The sequence below is a fragment of the Sphingomonas baiyangensis genome (assembly GCF_005144715.1).
Taxonomy (GTDB): Bacteria; Pseudomonadota; Alphaproteobacteria; order Sphingomonadales; family Sphingomonadaceae; genus Sphingomonas; species Sphingomonas baiyangensis.
Genome location: NZ_SWKR01000002.1, coordinates 454,424 through 469,623, shown reverse-complemented (window position 1 = coordinate 469,623; position 15,200 = coordinate 454,424). Strand labels below are relative to the sequence as shown.

General features: G+C 67.5%; 14 protein-coding genes and 1 tRNA gene. 13 read left to right on the top strand and 2 right to left on the bottom strand.

Annotation, left to right across the window (positions count from 1 at the left end; genetic code table 11):
* Window positions 1–58 precede the first annotated feature (58 nt).
* Window positions 59–142 (top strand) — tRNA-Leu (locus FBR43_RS05445).
* 30 nt (window positions 143–172) lie between these two features.
* Here the strand turns inward: FBR43_RS05445 and FBR43_RS05440 are convergent.
* A complete protein-coding gene (locus FBR43_RS05440; protein WP_136942207.1) occupies window positions 173–1,807 on the bottom strand; it encodes a CTP synthase in 1,635 nt (544 codons plus the stop codon).
* Between the two features lie 82 nt (window positions 1,808–1,889).
* Window positions 1,890–2,279, bottom strand: a complete 390-nt coding sequence (secG, locus tag FBR43_RS05435; protein ID WP_136944049.1) for a preprotein translocase subunit SecG — start codon at window positions 2,277–2,279, stop codon at window positions 1,890–1,892.
* Between the two features lie 236 nt (window positions 2,280–2,515).
* Here secG and FBR43_RS05430 point away from each other — a divergent pair, with 236 nt between their 5' ends.
* The 12 genes from FBR43_RS05430 to FBR43_RS05375 all read left to right on the top strand — a co-directional run bounded on the left by FBR43_RS05430 (window position 2,516) and on the right by FBR43_RS05375 (window position 15,199).
* Complete coding sequence (locus FBR43_RS05430) at window positions 2,516–2,836, top strand: MarR family transcriptional regulator (RefSeq protein WP_394344010.1); 321 nt, start codon at window positions 2,516–2,518, stop codon at window positions 2,834–2,836.
* Complete coding sequence (locus FBR43_RS05425; RefSeq protein ID WP_136942206.1) at window positions 2,784–3,683, top strand: SH3 domain-containing protein; 900 nt, start codon at window positions 2,784–2,786, stop codon at window positions 3,681–3,683. The genes FBR43_RS05430 and FBR43_RS05425 overlap by 53 nt, the downstream gene beginning before the upstream one ends.
* Window positions 3,680–4,609, top strand: a complete 930-nt coding sequence (gene argC, locus FBR43_RS05420; RefSeq protein WP_136942205.1) for an N-acetyl-gamma-glutamyl-phosphate reductase — start codon at window positions 3,680–3,682, stop codon at window positions 4,607–4,609. The genes FBR43_RS05425 and argC overlap by 4 nt, the downstream gene beginning before the upstream one ends.
* A 92-nt stretch (window positions 4,610–4,701) precedes the next feature.
* Entirely contained in the window at window positions 4,702–6,159 is a 1,458-nt protein-coding gene (gene zwf, locus FBR43_RS05415; RefSeq protein WP_136942204.1) for a glucose-6-phosphate dehydrogenase, read from the top strand.
* Between the two features lie 56 nt (window positions 6,160–6,215).
* Entirely contained in the window at window positions 6,216–6,920 is a 705-nt protein-coding gene (pgl, locus tag FBR43_RS05410) for a 6-phosphogluconolactonase (protein ID WP_136942203.1), read from the top strand.
* Window positions 6,920–8,740 (top strand): phosphogluconate dehydratase, encoded by a 1,821-nt coding sequence (gene edd, locus FBR43_RS05405; RefSeq protein ID WP_136942202.1) that lies wholly within the window; start codon window positions 6,920–6,922, stop codon window positions 8,738–8,740. The genes pgl and edd overlap by 1 nt, the downstream gene beginning before the upstream one ends.
* Window positions 8,741–8,742: 2 nt before the next feature.
* The gene (gene glk, locus FBR43_RS05400) at window positions 8,743–9,711 is read left to right on the top strand and encodes a glucokinase (RefSeq protein WP_136942201.1); all 969 of its coding nucleotides are present in this window, start codon (window positions 8,743–8,745) and stop codon (window positions 9,709–9,711) included.
* Window positions 9,708–10,331 (top strand): bifunctional 4-hydroxy-2-oxoglutarate aldolase/2-dehydro-3-deoxy-phosphogluconate aldolase, encoded by a 624-nt coding sequence (gene eda, locus FBR43_RS05395; RefSeq protein WP_136942200.1) that lies wholly within the window; start codon window positions 9,708–9,710, stop codon window positions 10,329–10,331. The genes glk and eda overlap by 4 nt, the downstream gene beginning before the upstream one ends.
* A gap of 146 nt (window positions 10,332–10,477) precedes the next feature.
* A complete protein-coding gene (locus FBR43_RS05390; protein WP_136942199.1) occupies window positions 10,478–12,112 on the top strand; it encodes a TldD/PmbA family protein in 1,635 nt (544 codons plus the stop codon).
* Between the two features lie 19 nt (window positions 12,113–12,131).
* The gene (locus FBR43_RS05385) at window positions 12,132–13,463 is read left to right on the top strand and encodes a TldD/PmbA family protein (RefSeq protein ID WP_136942198.1); all 1,332 of its coding nucleotides are present in this window, start codon (window positions 12,132–12,134) and stop codon (window positions 13,461–13,463) included.
* A 22-nt stretch (window positions 13,464–13,485) separates the two neighbouring features.
* Window positions 13,486–14,187 carry a DUF4159 domain-containing protein gene (locus tag FBR43_RS05380; protein ID WP_136942197.1) on the top strand — a complete coding sequence of 234 codons (702 nt, stop codon included), beginning with the start codon at window positions 13,486–13,488 and terminating at the stop codon, window positions 14,185–14,187.
* Between the two features lie 16 nt (window positions 14,188–14,203).
* Window positions 14,204–15,199 (top strand): AAA family ATPase, encoded by a 996-nt coding sequence (locus tag FBR43_RS05375; RefSeq protein WP_136942196.1) that lies wholly within the window; start codon window positions 14,204–14,206, stop codon window positions 15,197–15,199.
* Window position 15,200 lies beyond the last annotated feature (1 nt).

The window sequence follows — 15,200 nt, the reverse complement described above, 5'->3', positions numbered from 1 at the left end:
GCGTTCACCTGACCCGCAACTTGCTCTTGGCGAACGGGTAAGCTAGCGAGCCCGCGCTGCCCCTGTGGCGAAATGGTAGACGCATTCGACTCAAAATCGAACGCCGAAAGGCATGCTGGTTCAAGTCCGGCCAGGGGCACCATTTCCCGACGCGCGAGCGCCGCGCCGGCGGTCAGACCAGGCGGCTCTGGCGCACCGCCGCCTCGATGAAGCTCGCGAACAGCGGATGCGGATCGAACGGCTTCGATTTCAGCTCGGGGTGGAACTGCACGCCGACGAACCACGGATGATCGGGCCGCTCGACGATTTCGGGCAGCGTGCCGTCGGGCGACATGCCCGAGAATACCAGCCCGGTCTTTTCGAGCGCCTCGCGATAATGCGTGTTCACTTCGTAGCGGTGACGATGGCGTTCGGAGATTTCCGCGCCGCCGTAGATCGACGCGACGACGCTGTTGCCCGCGAGCTTCGCCGGATAGGCGCCGAGCCGCATCGTGCCGCCCAAATCACCCGACGCGTCGCGCTTTTCTAGCCCCTTCTCGCTCATCCATTCGGTGATGAGGCCGACGACGGGCTGCTCGGTCGCGCCGAACTCGGTCGACGAAGCGTCGGGAATGCCGGCCAGATCACGCGCGCTTTCGACGCACGCCATCTGCATGCCGAAGCAGATGCCGAAATAGGGTATCTCGCGTTCGCGTGCGAAGCGGACGCTGGCTATCTTGCCCTCGGCGCCACGCTCGCCGAACGCGCCGGGCACCAGAATGGCGTGGCACGGCTCGAGCGCGGCGGTAACCTCGCTCTCGGAGCCTTCGAACAATTCGGCGTCGATCCAGCGGATGTTGACCTTCACGCGGTTGGCGATGCCGCCATGCACCAGCGCCTCGTTGAGCGACTTGTAGGCGTCCTGAAGCCCGACATATTTGCCGACGACGCCCACCGTCACCTCGCCCTCGGGGTTGGTCAGCCGATCGACGATCTCGGTCCAGCGCGAAAGATCGGGCGCGTCGCCGGGCTCAATGTCGAATGCGCGCAGCACTTCATGGTCGATGCCTTCGGCATGATATTGCAGCGGCACCGCATAGATGCTCGGCGCGTCGAGCGCGGGGATGACGGCCTCGGGCCGCACGTTGCAGAACAAGCCGATCTTGTGGCGCTCGGATTGCGGCAGCGGCTTCTCGCAGCGGCACACCAGCACATCGGGCTGCACGCCGAGCGCCGCCAGCTCGCGCACCGAATGCTGCGTGGGCTTGGTCTTCAGTTCACCCGCGGCGGCAATATACGGCACCAGCGTCACATGGATGCTGATCGAGTTACCGCGCCCGAGATCGTTGCGCAGCTGGCGGATCGCCTCGATGAACGGCAGCGATTCGATGTCGCCCACGGTGCCGCCGATCTCGCACAGCACGAAATCGAGATCGTCGGTTTCGGCAGTCGCGAACGCCTTGATCGCGTCGGTAACGTGCGGAATGACCTGCACCGTAGCACCCAGATAGTCGCCGCGCCGCTCGCGCTGAATGATCGTCTGGTAGATGCGCCCCGAAGTGATGTTGTCCGACTGGCGCGCCGAGACGCCCGTGAACCGCTCGTAATGGCCAAGGTCGAGATCGGTCTCGGCGCCGTCGTCGGTGACGTAGACCTCGCCATGCTGATAGGGGCTCATCGTGCCCGGATCGACGTTAAGATACGGATCGAACTTGCGGATGCGCACGCGATAGCCGCGCGCCTGCAACAACGCCGCCAGGCTAGCCGCCATGAGACCCTTGCCGAGCGACGAGACCACGCCGCCGGTGATGAAGATATACCGCGCCATGGGAGAAGGGGCCTACCGTCGAAAAGCGATGCACTACAAGCGCGCGAATCCGCGCGCGGGCGAAAAAATCGGTCGGTGCGCCTTATTGCGCGAGCGGCACCGCGGCGTTGTCGGCCGGCGTCGCCGGTGCGGCGACATTGCCTGCGGCTGCACCCAGCGAGTCAAGCGGCTGCGCGCCGGGCGCAGGTGCCGCTGGCGCGGCCGAAGTGCCGGGACGTGCGAGCGACGTATCGATCGCATCGGTGCCGCCGCGGTTGGCGGCGATCACCGCAAGCACGATGCTCATCGCGATGAACAGGCCGGCGAGCACCGCCGTCGACCGCGTAAGGAAATCGGCGGCGCCGCGCGCCGACATCAGCCCGCCGGGGCTGCCGCCCGAAGTGAGCCCGCCCCCTTCGGAACGCTGCATCAGGATGACGGTGACGAGCAGCGCGGCGATGATCGCGTGGACGACGAGCAGAAACGTAAACAGCATTGGGAATTCGCAACCCCGGATCGAGCAAGCGCGCCACATAGTCCGGGCGGCGCCGACGATCAACCGGCGCTGCGGCCGGTCACATCTGTAACATTTCTGAACGGCGGCGAAACCGCTTCGCTTCGGCGGCGTTTCAACCCCCAGAAAGTCCCGATGCTTGCGGGCCTGTAACAGCTTGAGTTTCGCCAGTGAATGCGATCAGCCCACCCTCGCTCGCGTCCTGGAAACGTACATTGGTCGATTATGTCCGGTCGGGCGAGCCCGATCTCACCAATCGTCAGATGGCGCTCCTGATGCTCGTGTATCTCGAACCCGGTCCGCATACCGTGCGTGGACTCGCGCGTGCGCTCAACGTATCGAAGCCCGTGGTGACACGCGCCTTGAACCGGCTCGGCGCGCTCGGCTATCTGCGCCGGCAGCGCGACGACAGCGACAAGCGCAACATCTTCGTCGCGCAGACTTCGGAAGGGGCGGACTTTCTTGCAGAATTCAGGGGTTTCCTTGGCGACGACCGGATCGGCGAATCCGGCATCCGCCGGCGCGCCCACGCCTGACCGCCTGCCCGCGCGCCACGCTCTGATCGGCCGATCGACCCCGATCGACCGCCGGTTCGACGCCGCGCGGTCCGACCTCACCGACATCCGCCTCGCCGACCGCATCTTCGCGCCGCATTACGCCGCTCCGGTCGCGCGCACGGTGCTGGGCATCGCGGCGCTGCATGCCGATGCCGACCAGCGCGGCGATGCGCTCTCCGAGATGCTGCCGGGCGAAGCGTTCGACCTGCTCGAGGAAGTCGATCGGCGCGGCTGGGGCATAGCGTCGGTCGATGGCGTCGTCGGCTATGCCGATATCGCGAAGCTCGGCGATTACGCACCGCCCACGCACATGGTCGTAGCACCGGCCGCGACGCTGCACGAAGCGCCCGATATCAACGCCGCGATCCTCGGCACGCTGCCGATGGGCAGCCGCATCGCCGCGCTTGGCGAACGTGGCGCACATCTGCTCACCGATCACGGCTATGTCGCGGCCGAATGCGTACGCGAGCTGGTCGCACGCACGCCCGGCGCCTCGGCAATCGCGACGGCCGCGGCAAGCATCTCCGGCATCGCGGAGCGGCGCGGCGGGCGTTCGGGCGCGGGGGTCGACGCCGATGGCCTGGTGTTTCTGGCGCACGACGTTGCCGGCCTTGCCGTTCCGCGCTTTCGCGACCTGCAACTCGCCGCCCTCGCGCCGTGCGAGCCGTCGCCGGGTGCGATCGCCTTCTTCGCCGACTCCGCGGGCATCCTCGTCGATTCTGATACGGTCGTGATTGCCGATGGCCGCGTACGGCGCGCCAGCCTCGGTTCGCTCGCCGGCGATCCGCGCTTCGGCGCGCCGGTGGCGATCGGCCGCCTCGCGTGATCCGCCAGCTTTTCGTCGACGGTGCCGAGGGCACGACCGGGCTCGAGATCCGCGAGCGGCTGGCGGGGCGCGACGAATTCCATATCGTCACGCTGTCCGAGGCCGATCGCAAGGACCGCGCTGCGCGTGCACGCGCGCTCAACGACGCCGATTTCGTCATTCTGTGCCTGCCCGACGATGCCGCGCGCGAAGCGGTTTCGCTCATCGAGAACCCGGACACGCGCGTGATCGACGCATCGAGCGCGCATCGCGTTGCCGAGGGTTGGACCTACGGTCTTGCCGAGCTCGAGCCCGCACAATCACAGGCCATCGCCGAGGCATCGCGCGTCAGCAATCCCGGCTGCTATCCCACCGGCTTCCTGGCGCTGGTGCGCCCGCTGATCCGCTCGGGCCTGGTGCCGCACGACTGGCCGCTCAGCGTCAACGCCGCATCGGGATATTCGGGCGGCGGGCGTTCGATGATCGCGGCGTTCGAACATGGCGAGGCGACGACCGCGCATCGCGCCTATGCGCTCGATCTGGCGCACAAGCACCTGCCCGAGATGCAGCGCCATGCGCGCATCGCCCATCCGCCGATCTTCCAGCCCGCCGTGGTGCGCACGCATCGCGGCATGCTGATCGAGGTGCCGCTGCCGCTGCACGCGCTGCCGCGAAAGCCCTCGGCACAGGCGATCGAGGCGGCGTGGCGCGACGCCTATCGCGATTCGCGCATCGTGCGCGTCGCGAGCGAAGACATGCGTGCGATCGATATCGAGGCCGATGCCGGCACCGACCGGCTGACGCTGCGCGTCTTCGCCAATGCCGAGGCCGGCCAGGCACGCCTCATCGCGACGCTCGACAATCTGGGCAAGGGTGCGGTGGGCGCGGCGGTGCAGAATCTCAACATCATGGCGGGGCTCGATCCCGCGGCGGGACTGCGCCTCTAACGCGCTCGGCTGCGCAGCCGCATAGCTATGCATGGGTTGCGCATATGGCTCCATCGGCTAGGTCGCACGCAACGATCGGGAAGGAGAAATGCATGCGCGACGCGGTGGGCAAGCTGTTGCTGTTCGGCGCCACCGGCGATCTGTCGCAGCGGATGCTGCTGCCGTCGCTCTACGGGCTGCATGCCGATGGCCTGCTGCCCGAGGGGCTGACGATCACCGGCACCGCGCGCTCGGAACAGAGCGACGACGATTTCCGCAGCTTCGCGCGCGAAGCGCTCGATACGCACCTGCCCGACGAGCGCAAGGATGCCGAGGCGATCGCCGGCTTTCTCGATCGGCTGTTCTACCAGCCGCTCGATGCCTCGACGATCGAGGGATTCGACGATCTGGCACGCAAGCTCGGCGATATTTCGGGCGGCCTCGCCATCTTCCTCTCCACCGCGCCATGGCTGTTCGGCCCTACCATCAAGGGGCTCGAATCGGCGGGGCTTGCGGGCGAAAAGGTGCGCATTGGCCTCGAGAAGCCGCTGGGCAAGGATCTGGCCTCCAGCCGCGAGATCAACGACATCGTCGCCGCCGCCTTCCCCGAGGAGCGGACGTTCCGCATCGACCATTATCTGGGCAAGGAAACGGTCCAGAACATCCTGGCGCTGCGCTTCGGCAACTCGCTTTTCGAGCCGGTGTGGAACGCGCGCGGCATCGATCACGTGCAGATCACCATTTCGGAGACCGTCGGCCTCGAAGGTCGTGCCGGCTATTATGACGAAGTTGGCGCACTTCGCGACATGGTGCAGAACCATATGCTCCAGTTGCTAGCGCTGGTCGCGATGGAGCCGCCCGCGCATTTCGATGGCACCGCGATCCGCGACGAGAAGGTCAAGGTGCTGCGCTCGCTGCGCCCCATCGCCAATGGCGATGCCGCCGCGCATACCGTAACGGGCCAGTACGGCCCCGGTGCGGTAAAGGGCGAGATCGTGCGCGGTTATGGCGACGAGCTCGGCAAGCCATCGGGCACCGAGACGTTCGTCGCGATCAAGGCGCATGTCGACAACTGGCGCTGGCAGGGCGTGCCCTTCTACCTGCGCACCGGCAAGCGCATGCCCGAGCGGCGCAGCGAGATCGTCATCCAGTTCAAGCCGGTGCCGCATTCGATCTTCGCCGAGCGCGGCGGCGCGCTCCAGCCCAACACGCTGGTCATCCGCCTCCAGCCCGAGGAATATGTACGCCTGCTGGTGATGGCAAAGCAGCCGGGGCTCGATCGCGAGGGCGTGCGGCTGCGCGAGGTGCCGCTCAATCTGGGCCTCGATACCGAATTCGCCGGTACGCGCCGGCGCATCGCCTATGAGCGGTTGCTGCTCGACCTCATCGAGGGCGACCCCACGCTGTTCGTGCGCCGTGACGAAGTGGAGGCGCAGTGGCAGTGGATCGACGCGATCCGCGCCGGCTGGCAGGCAGCCGGCGTCAGCCCCAAGCCCTATGCCTCGGGCAGCTGGGGGCCTTCGGCGAGCGTCGCGCTCACCGAGCGCGACGGCGTCACCTGGAACGAATAGCCGGGAGCGATCCCGCGTCCGTCTCGTTCGACGGGCAACGATAGGAAAGCGAGTATATGACCGAGATCGAATGGTGGGACTATGACGACGCGGCCGAGCTGGCCGATGCCGTTGCCGGCGACGTGCAGTTCGTCATCGAAAGCGCGATCGACGCGCGCGGCAGCGCCGTCATCGCGCTGGCGGGCGGCAAGACGCCCTTCCCCGCCTATGAGAAGCTGGCCGCCGCCAAGCTCGACTGGAAGCGCGTGACGATCGTGCCCACTGACGACCGGCTGGTGCCGATGGGCGACGCGCTTAGCAACATCACCGCGATCGGCAAGCTGTTCGTGCCAAAGGGCGCGCGCGTGTTCCCAATCACCAGCGACAAGGCCGACGACTACAAGGCAGCGGGCCGCGCCGCCGACGCGCGGTTGCAGGACCTGCACTGGCCGCTCGACCTGTGCCTGCTGGGCGTCGGCGGCGATGGGCACACTGCCTCGATCTTCCCCGGCCCCGATTTCGACGAGGCGCTGAACGGCCCCAAGGATCGCCGCGCATTGGGCGTGATGCCCGATCCGATGCCCGCCGACGCGCCGGTGCCGCGCGTCAGCCTGTCGCGTGCGGCGATCGTGTCGGCCAAGGCGCTGATGATCGCCATCACCGGCCAGGCCAAGCGCGACGTAATCGAAGCCGCGATCGCCGAGGGCGCAGGCTCGCCCTATCCCATCGGCCGCGTACTCGCCGACGCCGAGCTGCCCGTCGACATCCACTGGAGCGCCTGATGCCGCTGCATCCCGAGCTTGCCGCCGTCACCGACCGGATCATCGAACGTTCGAAGCCGGGGCGTGCCGCCTATCTCGATCTGATCGAGGCGGCGCGGGCATCGGGGGGCGACCGGCCCAAGCTCGGCTGCGCCAATCTGGCGCACGCCTATGCCGGCACCGACGAGCAGCGCGACATGCTGCGCGACGGGCGGCGGATGAACATCGGCATCGTCACCGCCTATAACGACATGCTGTCGGCGCACGCGCCCTATTACCGTTACCCCGAACAGATGAAGGTCTGGGCGCTCGAGGCCGGCGCCACCGCGCAGGTCGCCGGCGGCGTGCCCGCGATGTGCGACGGCGTCACGCAGGGCTATGAAGGCATGGAGCTGTCGCTGTTCAGCCGCGACGCCATCGCGATGGGCACGGCGATCGCGCTCAGCCACCGTACCTTCGAGGGCGCCGCGCTGCTCGGCATCTGCGACAAGATCGTGCCCGGCCTGCTGATGGGCGCGCTGCGCTTCGGCCATCTGCCGATGGTACTGGTGCCCGGCGGCCCGATGCGATCGGGGCTCGCCAACAAAGCCAAGGCGGCGGTGCGCGAGGCGTTCGCCGAAGGCAAGGTCGGGCGCGAGGAACTGCTCGACGCCGAGATCGCCGCCTATCACGGCAAGGGCACCTGTACCTTTTACGGCACCGCCAATTCGAACCAGATGATGATGGAGGCGATGGGCCTTCACGTGCCCGGCGCCGCCTTCGCCAACCCCACCACGAAGCTGCGCCAGGAACTAACGCGCGCGGCGGTGCAGCGGCTGCCGCAGATCGGCTGGGACGGCGACGACTACCGCCCGCTCGGCCGCTGCGTCGACGAACGCGCGATCGTCAACGCCGCGGTCGCGCTGCTCGCCACCGGCGGATCGACCAACCACCTCATCCATCTGCCCGCCATCGCGCGCGCGGCAGGCATCGTCATCGACTGGGAGGATTTCGATCGCCTGTCGAAGGTCGTGCCGCTCCTGGCGCGCGTCTATCCCAATGGATCGGCCGACGTGAACGGCTTCGAGGATGCCGGCGGCCCGCCGTTCGTGATCCGCGAGCTGCTGGGCGGCGGGCTGATGCACGGCGACATCCTCACCATCGCCGAGGGCGGCATGGCGCAATATGCGATGAAGCCCGCGGTCGAGGACGAAACGCTGCTGTGGCGCGAGCTGCCGCAGGCGCCGGGCGACGACAGCATCCTGCGCCGTCTCGACGCGCCCTTCTCGCCCGAAGGCGGCTTTCGCATCCTTGCCGGCAATCTGGGGCGCGCGTGCATCAAGGTCTCGGCGGTCGAGCGCGATCGCTGGGTGATCGAGGCGCCGTGCCGCGTATTCGCCACGCAGGCCGAGGTGCAGGAAGCCTTCAAGGCGGGCGAGCTCGATCGCGACGTCGTGGTGGTGGTGCGCTTCCAGGGCGCGCGCGCCAACGGCATGCCCGAGCTGCACAAGCTGACGCCCCCGCTCGGCGTGCTCCAGAACCGTGGCTTTCGCGTGGCGCTCGTCACCGACGGGCGGATGTCGGGCGCCAGCGGCAAGGTGCCGTGTGCGATCCACCTCTCGCCCGAGGCATTGGGCGGCGGGCCGATCGGCAAGCTGCGCGACGGCGATGTCGTCCGCCTCGATGCCGAGGCGGGCGTGTTGCAGGCGCTGGTCGATGCCGCTGAATGGGACGCGCGCCCGCATGCCGCCGAACCGCCGATGGCGCTCGGCACCGGCCGCGAGCTGTTCCGCCTGATGAACGCGCACGCCGACGAGGCCGAGAAGGGCGCGAGCGCGATGCTCGCCGCAGCAGGATTGTGAGCATGGAGATCGTCGCCGTCGATATCGGGGGCACGCATGCCCGCTTCGCCATCGCCGAGGTCGAGGGCGGCCGCGTCGTGCGGATGGACGAGCCGGTCACGCAGAAGACCGCCGAGCATGGCAGCCTGCAACTGGCGTGGCAGGCATTCGGCGCCGCCGCCGGCCGGCCGCTGCCGCGCGCGGCGGCGATCGCGGTCGCCTCGCCAATCAATCCCGATCTCATCAAGCTGACCAACAATCCGTGGATCATCCGCCCGCCGCTGATCCGCGAACGGCTCGAGGTCGACCAATACACGCTCATCAACGATTTCGGCGCGATCGGCCATGCCGTGGCGCAGATGGACGAGGCGGCCTTCGTCCACGTCACCGGTCCCGAAGGACCGCTGCCCGGCGACGGTGCGCTCACCGTCTGCGGCCCCGGCACGGGCTTGGGCGTCGCGCAGGTCATCCGCTCGGCCGCCGGCTATCGCGTGATCGAGACCGAGGGCGGCCATACCGATTTCGCGCCGCTCGACGGGATCGAGGATGCGATCCTCCAGCGGCTGCGCAAGAGCTACACGCGCGTGTCGGTCGAGCGCGTATGCTCGGGCCCCGGCATCGTCGGCATCTACGAGACGCTGGCGGCGATGGAGGATCGCCCCGTCCGCCAACTCGACGACAAGGCGATCTGGACGCTTGCGTTCGAGGGGAAGGACAGCCTGGCCTCGGCCGCGCTCGATCGCTTCTGCCTGAGCCTTGGCGCGGTGGCCGGCGATCTGGCGCTGTCGCACGGCCCTACCGGCGTCGTCATCGCCGGCGGGCTGGGGCTGCGGCTCAAGGACCATCTGCTGCGCTCGGGCTTCGCCGAACGCTTCGTGGCGAAGGGCCGTTTCCAGACCCTGATGCGCGGCGTGCCCGTGAAGCTCATCACCCACCCCCAGCCGGGCCTGTTCGGCGCCGCCGCCGCTTTCGCCCAGGAGCATGCGTCATGACGATCGAGGACATCATGCGCACCAGCCCGGTCATCCCGGTGCTGGTGATCGACGATGTTGCAACCGCCTATCCGCTGGCGAAGGCGCTGGTGGCAGGCGGGCTTCGCGTGCTCGAAGTCACGCTGCGCACGCCGGCTGCGCTCGAGGCGATCGCCGAGATGAAGCGCGTCGACGGCGCAATCGTGGGCGCGGGCACCGTCGTCTCGACCGACCAGTTCGCGCAGGTGATGGATGCCGGCGCCGAGTTCATCGTCTCGCCCGGCCTCACGCACAGTCTCGGCGAGCGCATCGTCGAATCGGGCGTACCCTTCCTGCCGGGCATCGCGACTGCAGGCGACATCATGCGCGGCTATGATCTGGGGTTGCGGCACTTCAAATTCTTCCCCGCCGAAACCTCGGGAGGGCTGCCTGCGCTGAAGGCATTGGCGGCGCCGTTCCACGAGGCGCGCTTTTGCCCCACCGGCGGCATCACCGAGGCCAGCGCGCCGGCATGGCTGGGCTTCGACCGCGTGCTGTGCGTCGGCGGCAGCTGGGTGACGCCAAGAGGCGCCAACATGAACACCGTCGAGACCTATGCGCGCGCCGCCAGCAAGCTTCGCGCGGCCGCCGCGTTGCCGTAACGTCACAGTCGGCAACGGTTTTTCATCCAAGGGTTTGACCCGGCACCCACGCCGCGCGATGATGCGCGCATCGGGTCGATCACCGCCGCGCCGTCCTGGCTGTGGCACACCACCGTGGTCGACGATCGAAGGGGTGGAGAATAGCCTTGGACAGACGACAATTTCTTGCCGCGTGCGGCATCGGTGCCGGCGGCGTGCTGCTGCCGGGCTTCACGGGCCGCGCCATCGCCGCCGAGCAGCTGGTCGAGCCGATCGAGGCGGCAGTGAAGCGTCGTCTGGCTGATGCCGGGCTGGGTGCTGCGACCGAGGCGGGCGCCAGCTACTGCGACGTGCGCGTCGGCCGCTACATGCGCCAGTTCGTGCTGACGCGCGAAGCGACGGTGCAGAATGTCGTCAACACCGAATCGACCGGCTGCGGCGTTCGCGTCATCGCCGACGGCGCCTGGGGCTTCGCTGCCACTAACACGATGACGACCGATGCGGTGGCGCAGGCTGCCCGTCTCGCCGTCGCCATCGCCAAGGCCAATGCCAAGAGCCAGACCGCGCCGGTGCGCCTCGCGCCCGCGCAGGGCGTGGGCGAGGTCAGCTGGCGCACGCCCATCCAGCGCAACGCGATGGCAGTGCCGCTGAAGGAAAAGGCCGACCTGCTGCTCGGCGTCAATGCCGCGGCGATGGGTGCCGGCGCCAGCTTCGTCAATTCGTCGCTGTTCCTCGTCAACGAGCAGAAATATTTCGCCAGCACCGATGGCTCGTACGTCGATCAGGACGTGCACCGCATCTGGGCGCCGTTCACCGTCACCGCGATCGACAAGGCGAGCGGCAAGTTCCGCTCGCGCGAGGGCCTGTCGGCGCCGATGGGCATGGGCTATGAATATCTGGCGGGCAACGCAGCCGACAAGGTGACCTCGCCCAACGGCGTCATCAGCTACGACAAGTCGTACGACATGCGCGAGGATGCCGTGGCCGCCGCGCGGCAGGCGCAGGAAAAGCTCAAGGCGCCGTCGGTGAAGCCCGGCCGCTACGACTTGGTGCTCGATCCCAACCATCTGGGCCTGACGATCCACGAATCGGTCGGCCATCCGCTCGAGCTCGATCGCGTGCTGGGCTACGAGGCCAACTATGCCGGCACCAGCTTCGCCACGCTCGACAAGCGGCAGGCGCGGTTCCAGTACGGGAGCGACATCGTCAACATCGTCGCCGACAAGACGCAGCCGGGCAGCCTCGGCGCGGTCGGTTATGACGACGAGGGCATCAAGACCAAGCAGTGGCCGCTGATCGAAAAGGGCAAGCTGGTCGACTATCAGGCGACGCGCGACCAGGCGCATATCCTCGGCAAGACCGCCTCGGACGGCTGCTCCTATGCCGACAGCTGGTCGACGGTGCAGTTCCAGCGCATGCCCAACGTCTCGCTGCAACCCGGCACCAATGGCCTGAGCCTTGCCGACATGATCGGAGGCGTCGACAACGGCATCTACATCCTCGGCCGCGGCTCGTTCTCGATCGACCAGCAGCGCTACAACGCGCAGTTCGGCGGCACGCTGTTCTACGAGATCAAGAACGGCAAGATCACCCAGCCGATCGAGGACGTGGCCTATCAGATGCGCACGCCCGAATTCTGGGCGGCATGCTCGGCGATCTGCGATCAGCGCGACTATCGCCTGTTCGGCAGCTTCTTCGACGGCAAGGGCCAGCCCAGCCAGGTTTCGGCCGTGAGCCACGGGTCGGCGACGACGCGGTTCGACGGCATCAACGTCATCAACACCGCGCGTTCGCTCGGCTGACGCGAGGGGAGAACAGATTATGGCTATCATGACCGAAGCCGAGGCGAGAACGATCCTCGAAAAGGTTGTCGCACTGTCGACCGCCGACGAATGCACCGCGAGCCTGACCGGATCGACCGAAGGCAATATCCGCTTTGCGCTCAACAACGTGTCGACCAGCGGCGTCGTCGACAATGTCGATCTGGCGGTGCGCGTGGCGTTCGGCCGCCGCGTGGGATCGGCGACGATCAACGAATTCTCGGACGCGGCGCTCGCGCGCGTCGTGCAGCGCGCCGAGGCGCTGGCGAAGCTGGCGCCCGAGAATCCCGAATTCGTGCCGGCGGTGGGCAAGCAGACCTATCGCCCCACCAACACCTTCAGCCAGGCGACGGCGGCGATCACGCCCGAGACGCGGGCGGGCATCGCGCGCGCCTCGATCGAGCCCTGCCGCGCGCAGAAGCTGGTGGCGGCCGGTTTCCTCGAGGACGGGCAGAGCTTCGTCGCGTTCGCCAACTCGAACGGCAATTTCGGCTATCAGCGCGCAACGCAGATGGATTACACCTGCACCGTGCGCACCGATGACGGCCGCGGATCGGGCTGGGTGGGCACCAACCTTCAGGACATCGGCGGCTTCGATGCAGGCCGCGACGTCAACATCGCGATGCGCAAGGCCAGCGCCTCGGTCGATGCGCAGGCGCTCGAGCCGGGCAAATACACCGTCATCCTCGAACCCGCCGCCGCTGCCGGCCTCATCGGCTTCATGGCGCGTTTCTTCGATGCACGGCAGGCCGACGAGGGCCGTAGCTTCCTGTCCAAGGCGGGCGGCGGCAACAAGCTGGGCGAGCAGGTCTATGATCCGCGCGTCACGCTGGTGTGCGATCCCGCGCATCCCGAACTGGCGGTGATGCCGTGGGATGAAGACGGCGTGCCGCGCGAGCGACAGACGCTCGTCGACAAGGGCCGCGTCACCGACCTGTTCTATTCGCGTTTCTGGGCGCAGAAGCAGGGCAAGAAGGCCGCCGGACAGCCGGGCAACCTCATCATGTCGGGCGGCACCAAGTCGACCGCCGATCTGGTGCGCGAGACGCAGCGCGGCGTGCTGGTGACGCGCACCTGGTACATCCGCATGGTCGATCCGCAGACGGTGCTGCTCACCGGCCTGACGCGCGACGGCACCTTCTATATCGAGAACGGCCAGATCAAATATCCGCTGAAGAACTTCCGCTTCAACGAATCGCCCGTCATCATGCTCAACAATATCGACGAGCTGGGCCGGCCGGTGCGCGTGAACACAGAAGGGCGCTTCCAGATGATGATCCCGCCGATGCGGCTGCGCGACTTCACCTTCACCTCGCTGTCGGACGCGGTGTGAGGGAGAGCGCGCGGATCGATCGATGCTGAACCGCGCGCAGTTCCTCCGTCTGGCGCTGGGCGGTGCGCTGGGGGCAATGCTCCCGCGCGCCGCCGGTGCCGCCGCGCCCGATTACGACTTCTGGTTTACCCGGCTGCGCTACGATTCGGGCGACTGGGACGTCGACCAGCGGATGCCCGCCAATGTGCTGACTTCGCTCGTCGATTACACCAATCTGCGCATCGATCCGCGCGAGCGCGTGGTGCGGCTCGCCGACCCGGCGATGCTGAGTGCGCCATTCTGCTATCTAGCCGGACACAAGCTCGTCGAGTTCAACACCGCCGAAGCCGCCAATTTCGAGCGCTATGTGCGCAATGGCGGCTTCGTGTTCGTCGACGATTGCAACCACGATATCGACGGTCTGTTCGCCACCAGCTTCGAGCGGCAGATGCGCCGGCTGTTCGGTGCCGACGCGCTGAAGAAACTGCCCAACACGCATCCCATCTATTCAAGCTTCTTCAAGTTCGATGGCCCGCCCGCGACCAGTTTCGAGCTCAATGGCTGGGGCGACGATCTGGTGCACGATTATCTGAAGGGCATCGCCATCGATGGGCGGCTGGGCGTGCTTTACAGCAACAAGGATTATGGCTGCGAATGGGATTATGACTGGCGCAACCGGCGCTTCCTGGCCGAGGACAACACCAAGTTCGCGGTCAACATCATCGTCTATGCCCTGACCGCCTGACCCGACCGGAGCCTGCATGACCGACACGCCCACCGAAACCGAGATCGACGCGCGCCTCGCGCGGATCGCCGAGCTGCGCAGCGCGATCGGCCAGGCGATCGTAGGCCAGGCCGATGTCGTCGAGCAGCTGCTGATCGGCCTGCTGGCGCGCGGGCATTGCCTGATCGAAGGCGTGCCGGGGCTGGGCAAGACGCTGTTGGTGCGCACGCTCGGCGAAGCGCTGTCGCTCGATTTCCGGCGCGTGCAGTTCACGCCCGATCTGATGCCCAGCGACATCTTGGGCACCGAGCTGCTCGAGGAGGATCACGGCACCGGCCACCGCCATTTCCGCTTCCAGAAAGGCCCGATCTTCACCAACCTGCTGCTCGCCGACGAGCTCAACCGCACGCCGCCCAAGACGCAGGCGGCGCTGCTCGAGGCAATGCAGGAATCGAGCGTCAGCTATGCCGGCGTCACGCACCGGCTCGAGCGGCCCTTCTTCGTGCTGGCAACGCAGAACCCCATCGAGCAGGCAGGCACCTATCCGCTGCCCGAAGCGCAGCTCGACCGGTTCCTTCTCAACATCCGCGTCGACTATCCCACTGCCGCCGAGGAACGGCTGATCCTCGACCAGACGACGGGCAGCAGCGCGACGCCGGTGCCGCAGGTGATGGACGCCGGCGCGATCGTCGCGTTGCAGGACTGGGTTCGGCAGATCCATGTCAGCGATACGCTGATGGACTGGATCAATGCGCTGGTCCGCGCCACGCGGCCGGGCGGCGAGGCGCCCCAAATCGTCAACGACTATGTCCGCTGGGGCGCCGGTCCGCGTGCGGGACAGGCGCTGGTGCTCGGCGCCAAGGCGCGCGCGATGCTGCACGGCCGGCTTGCCGCCACGCGCGAGGATGTCGCGGCGCTCGCCGCACCCGTATTGCGCCACCGCATCCTGCTGTCGTTCGCCGCCGAGGCCGAGCGCCGGACGACCGACGATGTCGTCGCGGGACTGCTCGCCGCCCTCCCCGCCCCGGCCTGAA

Coding starts and splice junctions, on each gene's coding strand:
- edd (WP_136942202.1), top strand. CDS start 6,920: ATGCCGCTGCATCCCGAGCTTGCCGCCGTCACCGACCGGATCATCGAA.
- glk (WP_136942201.1), top strand. CDS start 8,743: ATGGAGATCGTCGCCGTCGATATCGGGGGCACGCATGCCCGCTTCGCC.
- FBR43_RS05380 (WP_136942197.1), top strand. CDS start 13,486: ATGCTGAACCGCGCGCAGTTCCTCCGTCTGGCGCTGGGCGGTGCGCTG.
- FBR43_RS05385 (WP_136942198.1), top strand. CDS start 12,132: ATGGCTATCATGACCGAAGCCGAGGCGAGAACGATCCTCGAAAAGGTT.
- eda (WP_136942200.1), top strand. CDS start 9,708: ATGACGATCGAGGACATCATGCGCACCAGCCCGGTCATCCCGGTGCTG.
- FBR43_RS05440 (WP_136942207.1), bottom strand. CDS start 1,807: ATGGCGCGGTATATCTTCATCACCGGCGGCGTGGTCTCGTCGCTCGGC.
- pgl (WP_136942203.1), top strand. CDS start 6,216: ATGACCGAGATCGAATGGTGGGACTATGACGACGCGGCCGAGCTGGCC.
- zwf (WP_136942204.1), top strand. CDS start 4,702: ATGCGCGACGCGGTGGGCAAGCTGTTGCTGTTCGGCGCCACCGGCGAT.
- FBR43_RS05375 (WP_136942196.1), top strand. CDS start 14,204: ATGACCGACACGCCCACCGAAACCGAGATCGACGCGCGCCTCGCGCGG.